Origin of the sequence: Paracoccus laeviglucosivorans (genome assembly GCF_900182695.1) — a bacterium.
GTDB classification, from domain to species: domain Bacteria; phylum Pseudomonadota; class Alphaproteobacteria; order Rhodobacterales; family Rhodobacteraceae; genus Paracoccus; species Paracoccus laeviglucosivorans.
Window position 1 is genome coordinate 189,926 of the sequence record NZ_FXTK01000004.1, and the last position, 16,944, is coordinate 206,869.

At 63.3% G+C, this 16,944-nt stretch carries 13 protein-coding genes and 1 pseudogene; 7 read left to right on the plus strand and 7 right to left on the minus strand.

The features are described 5' to 3' along the window. The first annotated feature begins 11 nt into the window (after positions 1 to 11). Positions 12 to 2,924 carry an isoleucine--tRNA ligase gene (gene ileS, locus FN835_RS06530; protein ID WP_142662400.1) on the plus strand — a complete coding sequence of 971 codons (2,913 nt, stop codon included), beginning with the start codon at positions 12 to 14 and terminating at the stop codon, positions 2,922 to 2,924. Positions 2,925 to 2,962: 38 nt separating this feature from the next. Here ileS and FN835_RS06535 read toward each other — a convergent pair whose 3' ends face one another. From FN835_RS06535 to FN835_RS21875, 5 genes and pseudogenes are all read right to left on the minus strand, one after another. Beyond that, on the minus strand, positions 2,963 to 3,967 hold the full coding sequence (locus FN835_RS06535) for a hypothetical protein (protein WP_142662401.1): 1,005 nt from the start codon (positions 3,965 to 3,967) through the stop codon (positions 2,963 to 2,965). A gap of 889 nt (positions 3,968 to 4,856) precedes the next feature. Further along, entirely contained in the window at positions 4,857 to 5,699 is an 843-nt protein-coding gene (locus FN835_RS06540; RefSeq protein ID WP_142662402.1) for an ATP-binding protein, read from the minus strand. After that, a complete protein-coding gene (tatC, locus tag FN835_RS06545; protein ID WP_142662403.1) occupies positions 5,692 to 6,573 on the minus strand; it encodes a twin-arginine translocase subunit TatC in 882 nt (293 codons plus the stop codon). Before tatC ends, FN835_RS06540 begins: the two co-directional genes overlap by 8 nt. 21 nt (positions 6,574 to 6,594) lie before the next feature. Further along, on the minus strand, positions 6,595 to 7,104 hold the full coding sequence (gene tatB / locus FN835_RS06550; RefSeq protein ID WP_142662404.1) for a Sec-independent protein translocase protein TatB: 510 nt from the start codon (positions 7,102 to 7,104) through the stop codon (positions 6,595 to 6,597). 160 nt (positions 7,105 to 7,264) lie between these two features. After that, positions 7,265 to 7,435 (minus strand): annotated as a pseudogene (locus FN835_RS21875) (twin-arginine translocase TatA/TatE family subunit); the annotation flags it as partial. Positions 7,436 to 7,571: 136 nt separating this feature from the next. Here FN835_RS21875 and FN835_RS06560 point away from each other — a divergent pair. Together FN835_RS06560 and FN835_RS06565 are read left to right on the plus strand one after the other, a co-directional pair. Continuing rightward, positions 7,572 to 8,189 (plus strand): MarC family protein, encoded by a 618-nt coding sequence (locus FN835_RS06560; RefSeq protein WP_142662406.1) that lies wholly within the window; start codon positions 7,572 to 7,574, stop codon positions 8,187 to 8,189. After that, positions 8,190 to 8,765, plus strand: a complete 576-nt coding sequence (locus FN835_RS06565) for a retropepsin-like aspartic protease family protein (RefSeq protein WP_142662407.1) — start codon at positions 8,190 to 8,192, stop codon at positions 8,763 to 8,765. Between the two features lie 78 nt (positions 8,766 to 8,843). On the opposite strand, the gene FN835_RS06570 is transcribed toward FN835_RS06565, so the two are convergent. Together FN835_RS06570 and FN835_RS06575 are read right to left on the minus strand one after the other, a co-directional pair. Then, positions 8,844 to 9,293, minus strand: coding sequence for a DNA polymerase III subunit chi (locus tag FN835_RS06570; protein ID WP_142662408.1), 450 nt, complete (start codon positions 9,291 to 9,293; stop codon positions 8,844 to 8,846). Next, positions 9,293 to 10,771 carry a leucyl aminopeptidase gene (locus tag FN835_RS06575; RefSeq protein WP_142662409.1) on the minus strand — a complete coding sequence of 493 codons (1,479 nt, stop codon included), beginning with the start codon at positions 10,769 to 10,771 and terminating at the stop codon, positions 9,293 to 9,295. Before FN835_RS06575 ends, FN835_RS06570 begins: the two co-directional genes overlap by 1 nt. Before the next feature lie 132 nt (positions 10,772 to 10,903). Here FN835_RS06575 and lptF point away from each other — a divergent pair, with 132 nt between their 5' ends. The 4 genes from lptF to FN835_RS06595 are packed head-to-tail and all read left to right on the plus strand — an operon-like array spanning position 10,904 to position 16,881. After that, positions 10,904 to 12,034, plus strand: coding sequence for an LPS export ABC transporter permease LptF (lptF, locus tag FN835_RS06580; protein ID WP_142662410.1), 1,131 nt, complete (start codon positions 10,904 to 10,906; stop codon positions 12,032 to 12,034). Then, positions 12,031 to 13,152 (plus strand): LPS export ABC transporter permease LptG, encoded by a 1,122-nt coding sequence (gene lptG / locus FN835_RS06585; protein WP_142662411.1) that lies wholly within the window; start codon positions 12,031 to 12,033, stop codon positions 13,150 to 13,152. Before lptF ends, lptG begins: the two co-directional genes overlap by 4 nt. Further along, the gene (locus tag FN835_RS06590) at positions 13,152 to 15,548 is read left to right on the plus strand and encodes an LPS-assembly protein LptD (protein ID WP_142662412.1); all 2,397 of its coding nucleotides are present in this window, start codon (positions 13,152 to 13,154) and stop codon (positions 15,546 to 15,548) included. The genes lptG and FN835_RS06590 overlap by 1 nt, the downstream gene beginning before the upstream one ends. 31 nt (positions 15,549 to 15,579) lie before the next feature. After that, on the plus strand, positions 15,580 to 16,881 hold the full coding sequence (locus FN835_RS06595) for a peptidylprolyl isomerase (protein ID WP_142662413.1): 1,302 nt from the start codon (positions 15,580 to 15,582) through the stop codon (positions 16,879 to 16,881). Positions 16,882 to 16,944: the final 63 nt, after the last annotated feature.

The window sequence follows — 16,944 nt, forward strand, 5'->3', positions numbered from 1 at the left end:
ATCCCCGCCAGATGAGCGATACCGCCGAAAACGCGACCGACTACCGCGACACCGTATTCCTGCCCCAGACCGATTTCCCCATGCGCGCGGGCCTGCCCCAGCGCGAACCGGAATGGCTGGACCGCTGGGAACGCATGGGCATCTATGACCGCCTGCGGACGAAACAGGGTCGCACGCCCTTTATCCTGCATGACGGCCCCCCCTATGCGAACGGCCATCTGCATATCGGGCACGCGCTGAACAAGGTGCTGAAGGATTTCATCACCCGGTCCCAGCAGATGATGGGCCGCGACGCGCGCTATGTTCCGGGCTGGGACTGCCACGGACTGCCGATCGAATGGAAGATCGAGGAGCAGTATCGCCAGAAACAGCAGAACAAGGACGATGTCGACATCGTCGAGTTCCGCCAGGAATGCCGCGCCTTCGCCCAGGGTTGGGTCGAAACCCAGCGCGAGGAATTCAAGCGTCTTGGCATCATCGGCAAGTGGGAAGACCCCTATCTGACCATGAACTATCACGCCGAGGCGGTGATCGCGGCCGAGTTCATGAAGCTGCTGATGAACGGCGCGCTGTATCAGGGCTCGAAGCCGGTGATGTGGTCGCCGGTCGAAAAGACCGCGCTGGCCGAAGCCGAGGTGGAATATCACGACCATACCAGCCACACGATCTGGGTGCGGTTCGGGGTGCAGGCGTCGCAGGGTATTTGGGGAACTGAGAAGCCGGTAAGCGTCGTGATCTGGACCACGACGCCGTGGACCATCCCGCAGAACCGTGCCGTCGCCTATAACCCGACCATTGCATACGGTCTTTATCGCGTCGGCGAGGTGGCGGAAAACGCCACCGCGAAGACAGGTGAATTGCTGGTGCTGGCCGATGCGCTGGCCGAAGGCGTGATGAAATCCGCCAAGGTCGCCGATTTTGAGCGGGTTCGCGACGTGACGGCGTCCGAGATGGAGGGCATCGTGCTGGCCCATCCTTTCCGTGGCGTCGAGGGCGGCGCGGGCGAATGGGACTATGACGTGCCGCTGTTGCCGGGCGATCATGTGACCGACGACGCTGGCACGGGGTTCGTGCATACCGCGCCGAGCCATGGCGATGACGACTATCAGCTGGGGCTGCGTTTCAACCTGCCCATGACCTATAACGTCGAGCCGGATGGCAGCTATCGCGCCGATCTGCCGATCTTTGGCGGTCAGGCGATCCTGACGCCCGAGGGTGCGGAAGGCCCGGCCAATGTCAGCGTCATCAAGCAGCTGGCCTATGCGGGCGCGCTACTTGCCAAGGGCAAGATCAAGCATAGCTACCCCCATAGCTGGCGGTCAAAGGCGCCGCTGATCTATCGCAACACGCCGCAATGGTTCGCCGCCATCGACCGCAAGCTGGATGACGGTATGGGCGAATATGGCGACACGATCCGCACCCGCGCGCTGACCAGCATCGACAAGCTGGTGCGCTGGACGCCGCAGACCGGGCGCAACCGCCTGTATTCGATGATCGAGAACCGCCCGGACTGGGTGCTGTCGCGTCAACGCGCCTGGGGCGTGCCGCTGACCTGTTTTGTCAAGCGCGGCACCCGACCTGACGATGCCGACTTCCTGCTGCGCGACCAGCGCGTCAATGACCGCATCATCGAAGCTTTCGAGAAAGATGGCGCAGACATTTGGTATCACGCTGATTTCAAGGTGCGGATGCTGGAAGGGGTGGCTGATCCTGATGCTTACGATCAGGTCATGGACGTGCTGGATGTGTGGTTCGACTCTGGCTCGACCCATGCTTTCGTGATCCGCGATCGGGCCGACGGCAGCCCCGATGGCATCGCCGATCTGTATCTGGAAGGCACCGACCAGCATCGCGGCTGGTTCCATTCGTCCCTGCTGCAAGCCAGCGCGACCAAGGGCCGCGCGCCCTATAAGGGCGTGCTGACGCATGGCTTTACGCTGGACGAAAAGGGCATGAAAATGTCCAAGTCGCTGGGCAATACCACCGCGCCCGCCGATGTCATCAAGGAATACGGCGCCGACATCCTGCGGCTTTGGGTGGCGCAGTCGGATTACACCGCCGATCTTCGCATCGGGAAAGAAATCCTGAAGGGCACCGCCGACAGCTATCGCCGGTTGCGTAACACGCTGCGCTTCGTTCTGGGCAACCTTGACGGCTTTACCGAGGCCGAGCGCGTCCGACCCGCCGACATGCCCGAGTTGGAACAGTGGGTGCTGCATCGCCTTGCGCAGATCGACCATCATCTGCGCAAGGGTTACGACGCCTATGACTTTCAGGGCGTGTTCCAGACGGTGTTCCAGTTCGCGACCGTGGACCTGTCGGCCTTTTATTTCGACATCCGCAAGGACGCGCTTTATTGCGACGCGCCCGACAGCCCGAACCGCCGCGCCGCGCGGACCGTGCTGGACATTCTGTTCCACCGTTTGGTGACGTGGCTGGCCCCGGTCCTGCCCTTCACCATGGAGGATGTGTGGCTAAGCCGATTCCCGTCCGAGGATGACAGCGTGCATCTGCACGACTTCCCGGTGACGCCCGCCGACTGGCTGAACGAGCCCCTGGCCCGCAAATGGGATGGTATCCGCCGCACCCGTCGCGCCGTGACGGCTGCGCTGGAAATCAAGCGGACCGACAAGACCATCGGCGCCAGTCTTGAAGCCGCGCCCGTGGTGCATGTCGAGGATGCCGAGGTGCTGGAGGCGCTGAAATCGGTCGATTTCGCCGATATATGCATCACCTCGGGGCTAAGTCTGACGGCCGATCCTGCCCCGTCCGAGGCCTTCCGCCTGCCGGACGTGGCGGGTGTCGGCGTGGTCTTCGAGGCGGCCGAGGGCGAGAAGTGCCAGCGTTGCTGGAAGATCCTGCCCGATGTGGGCAGCCATGCGCATCCGGGCACCTGCGCCCGCTGCGACGCCGCGCTAAGCTGAAACGAAAAGGCCCCGGAGCAATCCGGGGCCTTGTCCTTTCATCGGAACCACAATCCTGCGCGCTTAAGTTTTTGCCGGATCGGCTGCTCCTGCAAATTCGCGGCACCTGCAAACATCGGGCGCACGACCGACCGACCTTCGCCACCGCCGACAAGACGCTGCGCACCTTCATCGGCCGCAAACATCGCGGCGATGCCTTGATCGCGCATCAGATGTTCCAGCAGGTCCAGCACCGGCTCGGCCTCGCGGGCATATAGCAGCGACAGGTTGCGGTAATGGCAGGTCACGCTGCCGTCCAGATCGTCAAGCTCCGGCCCCGGCCGTCCGCCGCCAAGCGAATGGATGACCAGAGGCAGAACGACCTGATCCAGCCATGGATCAAGGCTTTGACATGCCAGTGCCTCGCCCGGATCGGCACGGACGGCCAGCGCCAGTTCCAGAAAGCGGCGGCCAAAATCCTGCGGATCAGCCCCGAAGAACCAGCCCGCATTGAAATAAAGGTAACGTTCCCAGTGCTCATCCGGTTGGTTCAGGTCCAGCGAGCTTGCGAAATTCAACCCGAACCGATCGTAAAGCGATTTCCAGATCGCTGTGTAGCCCGGCCCGTAAAGTGGCGGCAGCGGCCAGCTTGCACTACGCCGCATGGACGCGGAAGGACGGTCAAAGTCGAAAGCGACCCGATCCAGCGGCCCTGTCACCAGTGTATCGGTGTCGAAGAAGACAAAGGGCTGGCCCGCAGGTAGCAGGGAAAGCGCCTCGATCTTGTTGCCATAAGGGTATGAACGCCCGAAATATTGCGCGGAAAAGGGCGTAACCTCGGCGCCGAACCGGCCCAGCAATGCGCGGCTATGGGGATCAAGCGTCGTCGCCACCCCCTGCCACGCCCCCTCCTCGCGTGGCTCTGCGACAATCAGACGGCCCTGCCAATCCGGCGCATTCAAGCGCAGGCTTGCAGCAAAAAGTGCTGCTTCGGCAGCCAAGCGCCCCTTCTGAGCGACGATCAGGATGTTGAAATTACGACTGTTTCCCGTTGGTTCAGCCATGCCCCGCGATGCTATGGCGACGGTCGAAGCAATCGGCGGAGGCGCAATCGGCGGAGGCGCAACTTCGGATGTAGCGTCATCGCGGGATGCCTTTCGCGCCTGACGCTCAGCGATGCGCGCCTGCTTTCGTGCGTCACGCGCAGCCTGATTGGCTTGCTGACGCAGCGCGCGTGCTTCTGCGTTACCCTGAGTTGCAGTTGCCGCTATCTCTTTCACCTCGGGGAGATTTTTCTCCTTGCCCGTTTTCGTCACCTTCGATACCTCGGTGTGAAGCGTCCCGGAATCGGCCCCTGCAAGGGCCATTTCCCCAAGACATACGCGACTTGCGCGAAATCAGCTACCCCAGTGATTTAGCTTAGCCAATCATAGACAATTTTTAGTTGAGAACTGCGAAAGCGGGGAAAAATAATCGCATGAGGCTCGCTTTTAGCGCGTAAAAACGGGAAAAAATATTGCCAAAAAGTCAGCTTTTACCACTACGACTTTCCGGGCACTCTCGTTGCGAGCCGTTTTAACGATTTCCTCTTTTGCATGTACGGCCAGGCCGGGTGAGGCTGGGCACTGTTCTCACCCGGTCGCGACTTTCCGAAATATTCCAGACCGTCACACAACTGTCGATAAATATCGCAGGAACACGGCGTCAATTCGCCGAACGATGCAGTTTTACGGTTTTCTTAAAAGTCGCGGCGCGGAAACACTGACAAATTCTTGCGACAATTCAGCGCACTGGTTGTTCTTGCTGAAATTATACGCATAAAAGCGGAGATTCCGAATTACTGCCACAAACATGAATGCAAAATCATTCTGCGCAGTCTTCGAAACAGCTCCCGCGATTCGAGTTCAGTATGCAGGCTACGAGCGGAATTGACCGTATACTGCGCGGTGTTGATCAGACATTGATACCTTGTCGGCCAGCCAGATCGGTAAAGAACTGCCATGCCACGCGACCCGATCTTGAACCGCGCGTTGCTTGCCATTCAATGGCCTCGGCCCGTAGCTGTTCTTCGGGAACGGTCACACCATAAGCGTTGCAATAACCCTCGACCATCGAAAGATATTCATCTTGCGAACAGGGGTGAAAACCCAGCCAAAGGCCGAAGCGATCGGATAGCGACACCTTTTCCTCGACCGCTTCGCCGGGATGGATCGCGGTCGAGCGTTCATTGTCGATCATATCGCGCGGCATCAGATGGCGACGGTTGGACGTGGCATAAAGGATCACGTTCGACGGACGCCCGGCGATACCGCCATCCAGCACAGCTTTCAGCGATTTATACTGTGTATCGTCGTGGCTGAACGAAAGATCGTCCGAAAACAGCACGAAACGCCGGTCCTTGGCGTGACCCAAAATCGCCAGCAGGCGGCTGACCGAACCCAGATCCTCGCGCGCGATTTCGACAAGCACCAATGGCAGGCCCTGGCTCAGCGCCTCGGCATGGACTGCCTTGACCAGCGAGGATTTCCCCATCCCGCGCGAACCCCATAGCAGCGCGTTATTCGCCGCATGTCCCCGCGCGAATTGCAGCGTATTGGCCAGCAGCGTGTCGCGGGCGCGGTCGATGCCGATCAGTTGCACCAGATCGACGCGGGCCACATCGGCCACAGGCTCCAGCCGATCGGGATCGGGATGCCAGACATAGGCGCTGGCCTCGGTAAAGCTGGGGCGCTTGTCAGGCGCGGGGGCCATACGCTCCAACGCCTCGGCAATGCGGATCAGGACCTTTTTACTCATCGGCGTCGGCATCTTCTTGTTCGCGTTTCCGCTCGATGCGGCGCACCAGCAGGATCGAAACCTCGTAAAGCCCATATATGACCGTGAACAGCACGATCTGGCTGATGACATCAGGCGGCGTCACCATCGCGGCCAGCACAAGGATGACGATCACGGCATAGCGGCGCACGCTCGCCAGGCCCTCCGACGATACCAGCCCCGCCTTGCCCATCAACGTCAGCGCGACCGGAAGCTGGAAGCTAAGCCCGAAGGCGAGGATGAATTTCGTGGTCAGCGCCAGATATTCCTCGACCGAACCTTGGAAGACGATGCCGGCCCAAGGCTGCTGCTCGCCGGCCGCAACAGGTGCGGCGACCTGCCCCGCCGCCTGTGTCGCAGTCCCAGCCGCATCCGACGGCAGGCCCAGCGGCCCCTGCTGGAAGCCCAGGAAGAAGTCGAAAGCCCATGGCAGAATGACGTAATAGGCAAAGCCCGCACCGATGATGAACATCACAGGTGATGCGACAAGAAACGGCAGCAAGGCGTTCTTTTCGCTACGATAAAGTCCCGGCGCAACAAAGCGCCACAATTGATAGCCCACGATCGGGAAGGCCAGCACGAAGCCTCCGAAGAACGCGATGCGCATGGCCACGAAAAAGCCTTCCTGCAGCTTCAGCAGGATCAGGCCGCAGGTCTGGCCACGCTTTTCAAGCGCATAGCAGATGGGCTGCGTCAGAAAGTCGAAGATCGGATTCCAGACGAAATAGCACAGCACCATCGCGATCACGAATGCCAGCACCGACCAGATCAGGCGGGTGCGCAATTCGGCCAGATGCGAGATCAGGGGCGCAGAGCTATCGTCAATGTCATCCGGCTTGGCAGATTTGGTCGCCACGACGCAGCCTTTCCTTAGTCGTTATTGCTCGCGGTCCTGGCGCCTGACGGCGTGCAGACGGCGGCGTCCATTGGCGTTGTCGGCACCCGCGTCGTCCTGGACCGGCGGGGCCGCGATACCGGGCGGCGGGGGCAAGGCATCGGTGACAGGCGCGGGCGTTTCGGCCAATGCCGCAGCGACCGGCGGCGCGGGCGCTGCCGGATCGGGAACGGGGGCTTTGTTCTTGGCTTCCTCGCGCGGGTTCATCGGGTCCCACTTCTCAAAGCGTTCGGCAGCCCGGTCCAGTGCATCCAGCCCCAACGCCTTTTTCGAGGTCAGCTTGTTCACATCGCGCAGCGCCTTGCCCGCTTCGTCCAGACCCGAGCTTTTGGCCGCGTCCTCCATCGCATTGGTGAATTCACGTGCCATTCCGCGGGCGCGCGCAGTGATGCGGCCCAGCGTATGAAACAGCTTGGGAAGATCTTCGGGCCCGATGACGATCAGCGCAACGACGCCAATCAGCAGAAGCTCGCTCCAGCCGACGTCCAACATCCTGGGACCGCGCCCCGGATCAGAGCTTGTTCTGGTCGGTCGGCGTCACGTCGCGCAGACCGGCATCGGTGGTCATGCGGGCGCGCTCGGCGTCCAGTTTGGCGCGTTCGGCGGCCAGTTCGGCGCGTGCCTTGGCGATATCGTCGGGCGAGTTCAGCTCAAGTTCCTTGGGTTCCGCCTTGTCTTCTTCGGCGCCGTCCTTGACGCCTTTCTTGAAGGCGGTGATTCCCTTGCCAACCTCGCCCATCAGGGACGAGACCTTGCCGCGTCCGAAAAGAACCAGCACGACGATTGCGATAAGCAAAAGTGCCATGGGGGAAGGTGCGTGCATCTGTGTACTCCGTTACGGCATTCAGAGCCGCGTATCTCTTGGGACTGTTCCTGATATAGACCCCGCAGGGCCATGGTGAAACCCCCAAATCCGTGATCGCTTCCCTATGCCGCGCGCGCGCGGCATAGTGGCGCCAATGGATAGCACGCAGATCATCAGCGCCTTCGTCACGCTTTTCGTGGTCATCGACCCGGTGGGTCTGGCCCCGATCTTCATCGCGCTGACGCGCGGGATGCCGCATCCTCAGCGCCGCCGCGTGGGCTGGCGCGCAATCGTCATCGCCGCGATCCTGATGACGCTGTTCGGCCTTGCGGGCGAAGCGATCCTTGCCGGCATCGGCATCTCGCTGCCCGCATTCCGCATCGCGGGCGGCATATTGCTGTTCCTGACCGCGCTGGACATGCTGTTCGAACGCCGCACCGAACGGCGCGAGGGGCAGACCGACGATCACCACGGTCAGGACGACCCGTCGGTCTTTCCGCTGGCGACGCCGCTGCTGGCCGGGCCCGGCGCGCTTGCCACGATGATCCTGCTGGTCAATCAGGATCAAAGTCTTGCGCATACGTTGATGATCCATCTGGTGATGCTGGCGGTTCTGGGCATCGTCGCGGCGCTTTTCGCGCTGGCGGGACCGATTGCGCATCTTCTGGGCCGGACGGGAACCATGGTGGTCACACGACTGTTCGGGATGCTGTTGGCGGCGCTTTCGATCCAGTTCGTGATCGACGGCCTGAAGGGATCGGGGCTGTTCTGAATGGATGAGGATTTCGGCCGCCTGGCCTATCTGGTGCTGCTGCTGGTGGCCGTAGGTGGCTATCTGGTGGTCGAGATGCGCGCACGCCCCGGCAAGACCCTGCGCTTTGCAGCCGCTTGGGGGATGATCTTTCTGGGCGCAATCGCGATTGCGGGCATGTGGGGCGACATCCGCAACACCGTCGCTCCGCAGGCCCGCGTGCTGGAAGGTGGCCGGATCGAGGTGCCCTTGGGCGATGACGGCCATTACCATCTGACCGCGCAGGTGAACGGCAAACCCTTGCGCTTCATCGTCGATACCGGGGCCACCACTATCGCCCTCGGCGAAGACGACGCCCGCAAGATCGGCATCGACACCGACCGCCTCGGCTATACCGGAGAGGCGCAGACCGCCAATGGCCCAGTCGAGACGGCGACCGTCATGCTCGACAGCGTGGCGATCGGCGACATCCATGACGAAAGCGTGCCCGCCCTGATCCTGCGCTCGGAACTCGGTGTGTCGCTGATGGGCATGTCCTATCTGTCGCGCTTCGCCCGCGTCAGCATCGAAGGCAATCGTCTCATCCTCGAACGCTAAGCCCTTCCAGCTTCTCGGTTCCTGAAATACCCTGGGGGAGTCCCGCAGGGACGGGGGCAGCGCCCCCCGACGCAGGAACTACTGTTTGCGCTCCCAGCGGCCATCCGCCTCTGACCAGTATTCCGCCGTGACTCCGGCGGCTTTCAGTGTCCGCCATTGCGCACGGGCACGGTCCAGCGCATCCGGGTCATTGCCGTCAAAGACGATGCAGGCCCGCTCCAATGCCGCGCATTCGGCGCCCTGCACCTCGGCCCCATCGACCGCGATCAGGCAGCGCGGCTGATTGCCCGCGTCCTGCCCCTCGACCGTCAGCAAAACGGGCTGGCGCGCGTCATGCGGCCCTCCGGCCAGCCCATGGGGCAAAAACCCCTCGGCCAGCCAAAGGGTTTCGTCCAGCCCGACCTGACGGGCACGGTCCCTGCCCCGGACCTCGACCCGCCATCCGGCCTGCAGGCTTTTGCCAAGCAAAGTCTGCAATAGCTGCGCCGGACCTGAACGGGTCAGGTGATAGAACAGGGCTGAACCCATCAGCCCTTGGCCTCGTATTGGTCGCGCACAAGCCGGTCCAGCGCCATGACGCCCCAGCCGCTTGCGCCCTTGGGGGCCAGCGTGGTTTCGCCCGGTGGCAAGGCCACACCCGCAATATCAAGATGGATCCAGGGTGTGCCGTCCTTGACGAAGCAATGCAGGAATTCAGCCGCAGTGATCGAACCCGCCGCACGGCCGCCCGTGTTCTTGATGTCGGCCAGCCGTGACTTGATCAGTTCCTTGTAGCCCGCCCCAAGCGGCAGACGCCAGGCGCCCTCGCCCTCGGCCCTGGATGCGGCAAGGAATTGATCGGCAAAGGCGTCGTCATTGGAAAACACGCCCGCATTGTCATGCCCCAGCGCGATGATGACCGCCCCGGTCAGGGTGGCCAGATCCACCACTGCCTTGGGTTGGAAGCGTTCCTGCGCATACCAAAGCACGTCTGCCAGAACCAGACGCCCCTCGGCATCGGTATTGATGACCTCGATCGTGTCGCCCTTCATGGATTTCACGATGTCGCCGGGACGCTGCGCCTTGCCGTCGGGCATGTTTTCGACCAGACCGACCAGACCGACGACATTCGCCCGCGCCCGGCGCAGCGCCAGCGTGCGCATGACGCCCGCGACGACGCCCGCGCCACCCATGTCCATCGTCATCTCCTCCATGCCCGCAGCGGGCTTGATGGAAATACCGCCGGTATCGAACACGACGCCCTTGCCGACCAGCGCCAGCGGCGCTTCGTCGCCGCCGCCGTTCCAGCGCATGACGACGACCTTGGACGGGCTTTCCGAACCCTGCCCGACGCCCAGCAGCGCGCGCATCCCCAGCTTGGCCAGCTGGTCTTCCTCCAGCACCTCGACCTCAAGCCCGATTTCCTGCATCGCCAGCAGGCGGTCGGCAAAATCGCTGGTCGTCAGCACATTCGCAGGTTCGCTGACCAGATCGCGGGTAAAGAACACACCTTCGGCCAGCGCCGCGCCGCCCCTGGCGTCGCGTGCAAGCGTTTCGGGGTCTTTGTGCATGAAGGTGACGCGACCGCGTGCGGGACGGTCATCCTCATCCTCGGGCTTGGATTTATAGGCCGAGAAATCATAGGCCCGCAGCGCCAGACCCAGCGCCACATCGGCGCCAAGACGGTGATCGCCCGCCAGAACCGTCACGCCGGACTTGCCCAGCTTCGCCCCGATGGCGGCACCAGCCTTGCGCGCGGTCTGCGCATCGGTGCGGCGCGGCAGCAGCACCAGTTGCAGCGCCTCGGCCTCGATCCCGGCGGGGAATGCCAGTTCCAGGGCCTTGCCCGGCTTCAGCGCTTTCCACGCATCCGATTCCAAGGCACGCTGCATCGCCTCGCGCGTCGGACGCGGCAGGCCGCCGGGCAGACGCGCGGTTTCGTTGACAAGGATCGCGATGCGGCCCTTGCGGGCGGAAAGCCCCTCGGTCTCGGTTGCGACGAATTGGATTTCGACCGGCTGGGTCATGATCACGAGGCTCCGCTTTGATACGTTTCGGCAAAAACTAGTCATGCAACCGCCGCTTGACCAGAGCCGGGGCTTTCGCAAATGCCACGCAGGCGATAAGCAAGCCATAACCAGCCCTTGGCGAAAGCGCCCATGCCCCGGATCGACCGCTACATCCTGTCGCAATTCCTGACATTGTTCGGGTTCTTTGCGCTGGTCCTTGTTTCGGTCTACTGGATCAACCGCGCAGTATCGCTGTTTGAGCAATTGATCTCGGACGGGCAGACGGCGCTGGTGGTGCTGGAATTCACCGCGCTGACGCTGCCATTGGTGATTTCGGTGGTGCTACCTATCGCCGCATTCGCCGCCAGCGCCTATGGCACGAACCGGCTGTCATCCGAATCCGAACTGGTCGCGATGCAGGCCGCAGGCATGTCGCCCTGGCGGCTGGCGCGGCCCGTGCTGGTCTTTGGTGTTGTCGTGGCGCTGATGGTGGCGCTGTTGGTCCATGCGTTGGTGCCGCTGGCCCGTGCCCGCCTGACCGACCGTCAGGCCGAAATCGCGCAGAACGTCACCGCCCAGTTCCTGCGCGCGGGCACGTTCCAATATCCCATCGACGGCGTGACGCTTTACATCCGCGACATCGCCCCCGATGGGCGGTTGCTGGACTTTTTCCTTGAAGATGCGCGCAACGTCACCAACCAGACCACCTATACCGCAGCCGAGGCGCTGGTGGTCAGGACCGAGGACGGCCCCCGTCTGGTGATGATGCAGGGCATGGCGCAAAACCTGCGCGGCGCAGACGGACAACAACGGCTTTCGGTGACGCGGTTTGACGAATTGGCCTATGACATGGGCACGCTGGTCGATCCAGGCCGCACCCGCAAACGCGACCTGCGCGCCTATTCGACGCTGCGCCTGCTAAGCCCGGATGCAGAATTGCTGGCCGCAACCGGCTCGACCCTCGACAAAGCGCGGGCCGAGGCGCATGAGCGGCTGGCCAAGCCGTTCCAGGCGCCCGTCGCGGCACTGCTGGGCTTTTCCTTGCTGCTTCTGGGCGGGTTCAGCCGCTTTGGCGTCTGGCGTCAGGTGATCTGGGCGGTCATGGCGCTGATATTCGTGCAATTCCTGCAAACTGCCGCGGAAAATCAGGTGGCGCAGGACGCATCGCGCTGGCCGCTGATCTATCTGCCCTCGATTATCGGCGGGCTGATCTGTGCATTCGTGCTTTGGCTTTCCGCACGCCCAAGACGGCTGCGCAACAAGGCGGAGGTCGCCGCATGATCCTGTCGGCCTATGTCGCGCGGCGTTTTTTGCGGATGCTGGTGATGATCGCCGCGATCTTTGCCGCCATCCTGTTCCTGATCGACATCGTGGAACAGATCCGCCGCTTCTCGGACGAAGGCATAGGGCTGACCGGCGCTGCGGGTCTTTCGGCGCTGAACATCACCAGCAGCTTTTATTCGATCCTGCCACTGATCACCGTGCTGTCGGGGATCGCGCTGTTTCTGAACCTGTCGCGCAGTTCGGAACTTGTGGCCATCCGCGCCTCGGGGCGGTCGGGGCTGCGGGTTCTGGCAGCGCCAGCGGTTGCGGCGGCGCTTGCGGGCGCGGTCTGTGTCGCGGTGCTGAACCCGATGGTCGCCGCCACCGCCAAACGCTATGACGCCGCCGTGGCCCGCATTCAAAGCGACAGCGGCCAGACCATCAGCCTTGGCGAAGATGCGGTCTGGCTGCGTCAGGCATTGCCGACGCGCGACGCGGACGGGGCCGAGACATCCGGGCAGGTCGTGATCCGCGCCAGCCGCACCAGCCCGGACGCGACCACGCTTTATGACGCCACCTTCATGATCTTCGCCCCGAAAGAGGGACCGACCCGACGCATCGACGCCGCCGAGGCGCGGCTCAGCGATGGCTCGTGGAACCTGTCGCGCGTCAAGGAATGGCCCCTGACCGAGGTGAACCCCGAAGCCATGGCCCAGACCTATGACCAGCTTGAACTGCCGACCGACCTGACGGCGGCGCGGATCCGTGACAGCTTTGGCCGCCCCGAAGCAATCCCGATCTGGCAATTGCCGACCTTTATCCAGGGGCTGGAACGTGCGGGCTTTTCGGCGCAACGCCACAAGGTCTGGCTTCAGATGGAGCTGGCGCGTCCGCTGCTGATGGCGGCGATGGTGGCGATCGCGGCGGCCTTTACCATGCGCCATATGCGGGGGCGCAAGATGGGGATGCTGGTGCTGGGGGCGTTCGGCTGTGGCATCGGACTGTTTTTCCTGCGCAATCTGGCGCAGGTCTTGGGCGACAACGGCGGCATCCCCCCGGCACTGGCCGGTTGGGCGCCGCCCATCGTGGCGCTGCTTTTCGCGCTTGGCGCATTGCTGCGACTGGAGGACGGCTGATGGCTGCGCGCGACGGAAAACACTTGGGCCGGGCGGCAGCATGGCTTTTGGCCGCGACCGCGCTGATTGCGCCCGCCGGCGTTCTGGCCCAAAGCCTGACGGCCGATGGCCAGACCCTGCCCGTCTATGATGTGGGTGATGCCTTCCTGTCCGGCGCAGAAGAGGCCCCGGCTCTGGCGCCAACCGAAACGCCCGATGGCAACCAGCGTTTCGCTGACGGAACCGAGGCATCGCATACCCCCGCCGTCGCGGGCGGCAGCCCGTCCCCCACCGTCCGCATTGCCCCCAGTAATTCCGACCAGTCGGACCGGGGCAGCCCCGCGACTTTGCTGGCCGATCAGGTCACGCTGTCGGCGGATGAAAAGCTGACCGCCTCGGGTGGGGTGGTGATCTGGTATCAGGGCGCGCGGCTGATCGCATCCCGCGTGATCTATGACAACAAGACCGGCGGCGCGGTGATCGAAGGGCCGATCCACCTGACCGAGCCTGCGACCCGCGGGACCCGCAACGAAACCATCGTCATCGCCGACAGCGCCCAGTTGCAGCCGAATCTGCAAGACGGGATCCTGCGCGGTGCGCGGCTGGTTCTGGCACGCGAGATGCAACTTGCCGCGCGGCAGATGGAGCGCAGCGACAACGGCCGCATCACCACGATGCAGAACGTCGTGGCCTCAAGCTGTCAGGTCTGCGCCAGCGACCCTGTGCCACTGTGGGAAATCCGGGCACGCAGCATCACCCATGACGCCGACAAGCGGCAATTGCATTTCGACCAGCCGCAGCTTCGCGCCTTTGGCGTGCCGATTGCCAGCCTGCCGTGGCTGACCGCGCCCGACCCGACGGTCGATCGGATGACGGGCTTTCTGCGCCCGCAGTTCCGCACCACGTCGGGGTTGGGGTTCGGCATCAAGCTGCCCTATTTCATCACGCTGGGCGATCACGCCGACCTGACGGTGACGCCCTATGTCTCGGCCTCGCGCACGCGGACGCTGGAGCTGCGCTATCGGCAAGCATTTTCCAACGGCGCGATGGAATGGAACGGCGCACTTAGCCGCGACGACATCGAGCCGGGCGAAACACGCGGCTATCTGTTCGGCGCGGCGCGGTTCGAACTGCCGCGCGGCTATCAACTGGGCATTCAGCTGCAGATGGCCACCAACCGCGCCTATCTGCTGGATTACGACGTCACCGATGCCGACCGGCTATGGAGCGGGGTGACACTGGACCGCGTGCGCCGCGACCGGATGCTGACCGCACGGATCGGCAATTACGAATCCCTGCGCGACGACGAACCCGATGACATCACGCCCTCGATCGTGGCGGATGCGCTGTGGCAGCGCCGCTGGACGCCCGACCGCATCGGGGGCATCGCGCAGCTTGAATGGTCGCTGCACGCGCATCGCCGGTCATCAGGTCAGGACGTGCTGGGGCGCGACATGGTGCGCGGTTCGGTCGCGATGGGCTGGCGGCGCAGCGAAGTTCTGCCCTTGGGCATGGTCGGCGCGGTCGAAACGCGGCTGGATGCGGATTTCTACAACATAAATCAGGACAGCAATTACGAAGATTGGGTCGCCCGTGCCGATCCGACCTTTGCCACCGAATTGCGCTGGCCCTTTGCGCGCCATGCCAATGGCGTCACGCAGATCATCGAACCCGTCGTGCAGGTCATCTGGTCGCCCGAGCGGGACGACGATGACGAGGTGCCGAACGAAGACAGCTACCTGATCGAATTTGACGAAGGGAACCTGTATTCGCTGAACCGTTTTCCCGGCTGGGACGCCCGAGAATCGGGGCTTCGTGCCAATATCGGCATGGGCTGGACCCGGATCGATCCGGCAGGTTGGTCCATCGGCCTGACGGCGGGACGTGTTCTGCGGTCGCGCACCGACAGCGCGTTCGGCGATAGCGGGCCTTTGGCGGGCAAAAGCTCGGACTGGCTGCTTTCGGCCAATTATCAGGGCTCGAACGGGCTGGCGATCGTGAACCGGGCGCTGTTTGACGACAGCTTTTCGATCAGCCGCAACGAATTGCGCATGGGCTGGCTGAAACCGGGACTGCAACTTTCCGCAGGCTACCTGTGGCTGGATTCCGATGAAAGCGAAGAGCGGCCCGAGAATGTCTCGGAGCTGACGACCACCGCTGGCTGGCAGATCCGCGACGGTTGGTGGGCCACGGCGGAAACCCGCTACGACTTTGCAGCCGACCGGGCGCAAAAGGCCGAACTTGGGCTGGAATATCGCAATGAATGCGTGACGGTCGAAATGGCCGTGAAACGCCGCTTCAGCGATTCCGAAAGCCTGCGTGCGGATACTAGTTTCGATCTGGGCATCCGATTGGGCGGGTTTGGCAGGCAAGACTCTGCTCGGGGAACGGTGGCGCGGCGCGCCTGCCTGCGCTAATCTCCGGCGAAACGAAAAGACGAGGACGTTGATGCGGCGAATTCTTCTGGGGGCGGCAATGGCCGCAATGCTGGCAGGCACGGCAATGGGTCCGCTTCCGGGTCTGGGCTTTGCAGCCATGGCACAGGGCGCGGGCAATCCCTTCCAGCCGCTGCTTTACGTCAACGATTCGGCCGTGACCCGCTATGAGGTGGATCAGCGCGTCCGCTTTCTGCAACTGCTGCGTGCGCCCGAAACCGATCTGGCTGCCGCCGAACAGGCGCTGATCGACGACCGGCTGCGCAATTTCGCGGCCAAGCAGGCAGGCATTACCGCCAGCGACGAACAGATCAATGCCGGGCTTGAGGAATTCGCGTCACGCGGCAACATGGGCGTCGAGCAATTCGAACAGGTCCTGCGCAGCAATGGCGTGGACCGCGAGACATTCCGCGACTTCGTGACCTCGGGAATTGTCTGGCGTGAATTCGTGCGTCAGCGTGTGCTGGGTCAGGCCCGCGTTACCGACGCCGAAGTCGATCAGGAAATGAAAAAGATCATCGAGACGCCGCGCATCACCAGCGTATCGCTGTCCGAACTGATCATTCCCGCGCCGCAGGGGCAGGAAGCGCGGGCCATGGCGCTGGCCGAAGATATCGTAAGCCGCACCCGGACCGAAGGTGATTTCGCCAGCTTCGCGCGGCAATATTCGGCCACGCCCTCGGCGCAGAACGGCGGGCGCCTGCCCACCGCGCCGTTGGCGAACCTGCCGCCGACGCTGCGCCCGATCCTTTTGCAGATGCAGCCGGGGCAGATCAGCCAACCCTTGCCCGTGCAGGGCGCGGTGGTGCTGTTCTTCCTGCGCGATACGCAAGGCACGTTGCGCCCCGGTGCGCGTGAACAGGATCTGGATTACATGCGCGTGCGCCTTGGCTCGACAGCCGAGGCGGCGCGGTTGCAGGCCGTAGTCAATACCTGCGACGACCTGCTGGCCCAGACAAGCAACCTGCCCGCCGAGCAGGTGATGCGCCAGACCGTGTCGCAGGGACAGGTGCCCGTAGGCGATGGCATCCGGCTGGCCGTGCTGGACGATAACGAAACCACGGTGGTCAGCTATGGCGGTGCGGTCGATCTGCTGATGCTGTGCAAACGCAGCCCGGCCCTGCTGACGAACCCGCCCGCCCAAGCCCCCGTCGCAACCAGCGCCGAACAGGACGGGCAGCCCGCACAGCCCAACCCCGATGCGCTGCCCGAGCGCGAGGCGGTCCGCAACCAGCTTTTCAACCGCAAGGTCGGCGAAGCAGCGGACAACTATCTGGCTGAACTGCGTGCGAACGCGATCATCCGCAGGCCCTGACGTTTAAGGTAGCCGGGGGCGCTTCGCCCCCCGGACCCCCCGAGGGTATTTTGAGAACCGAGA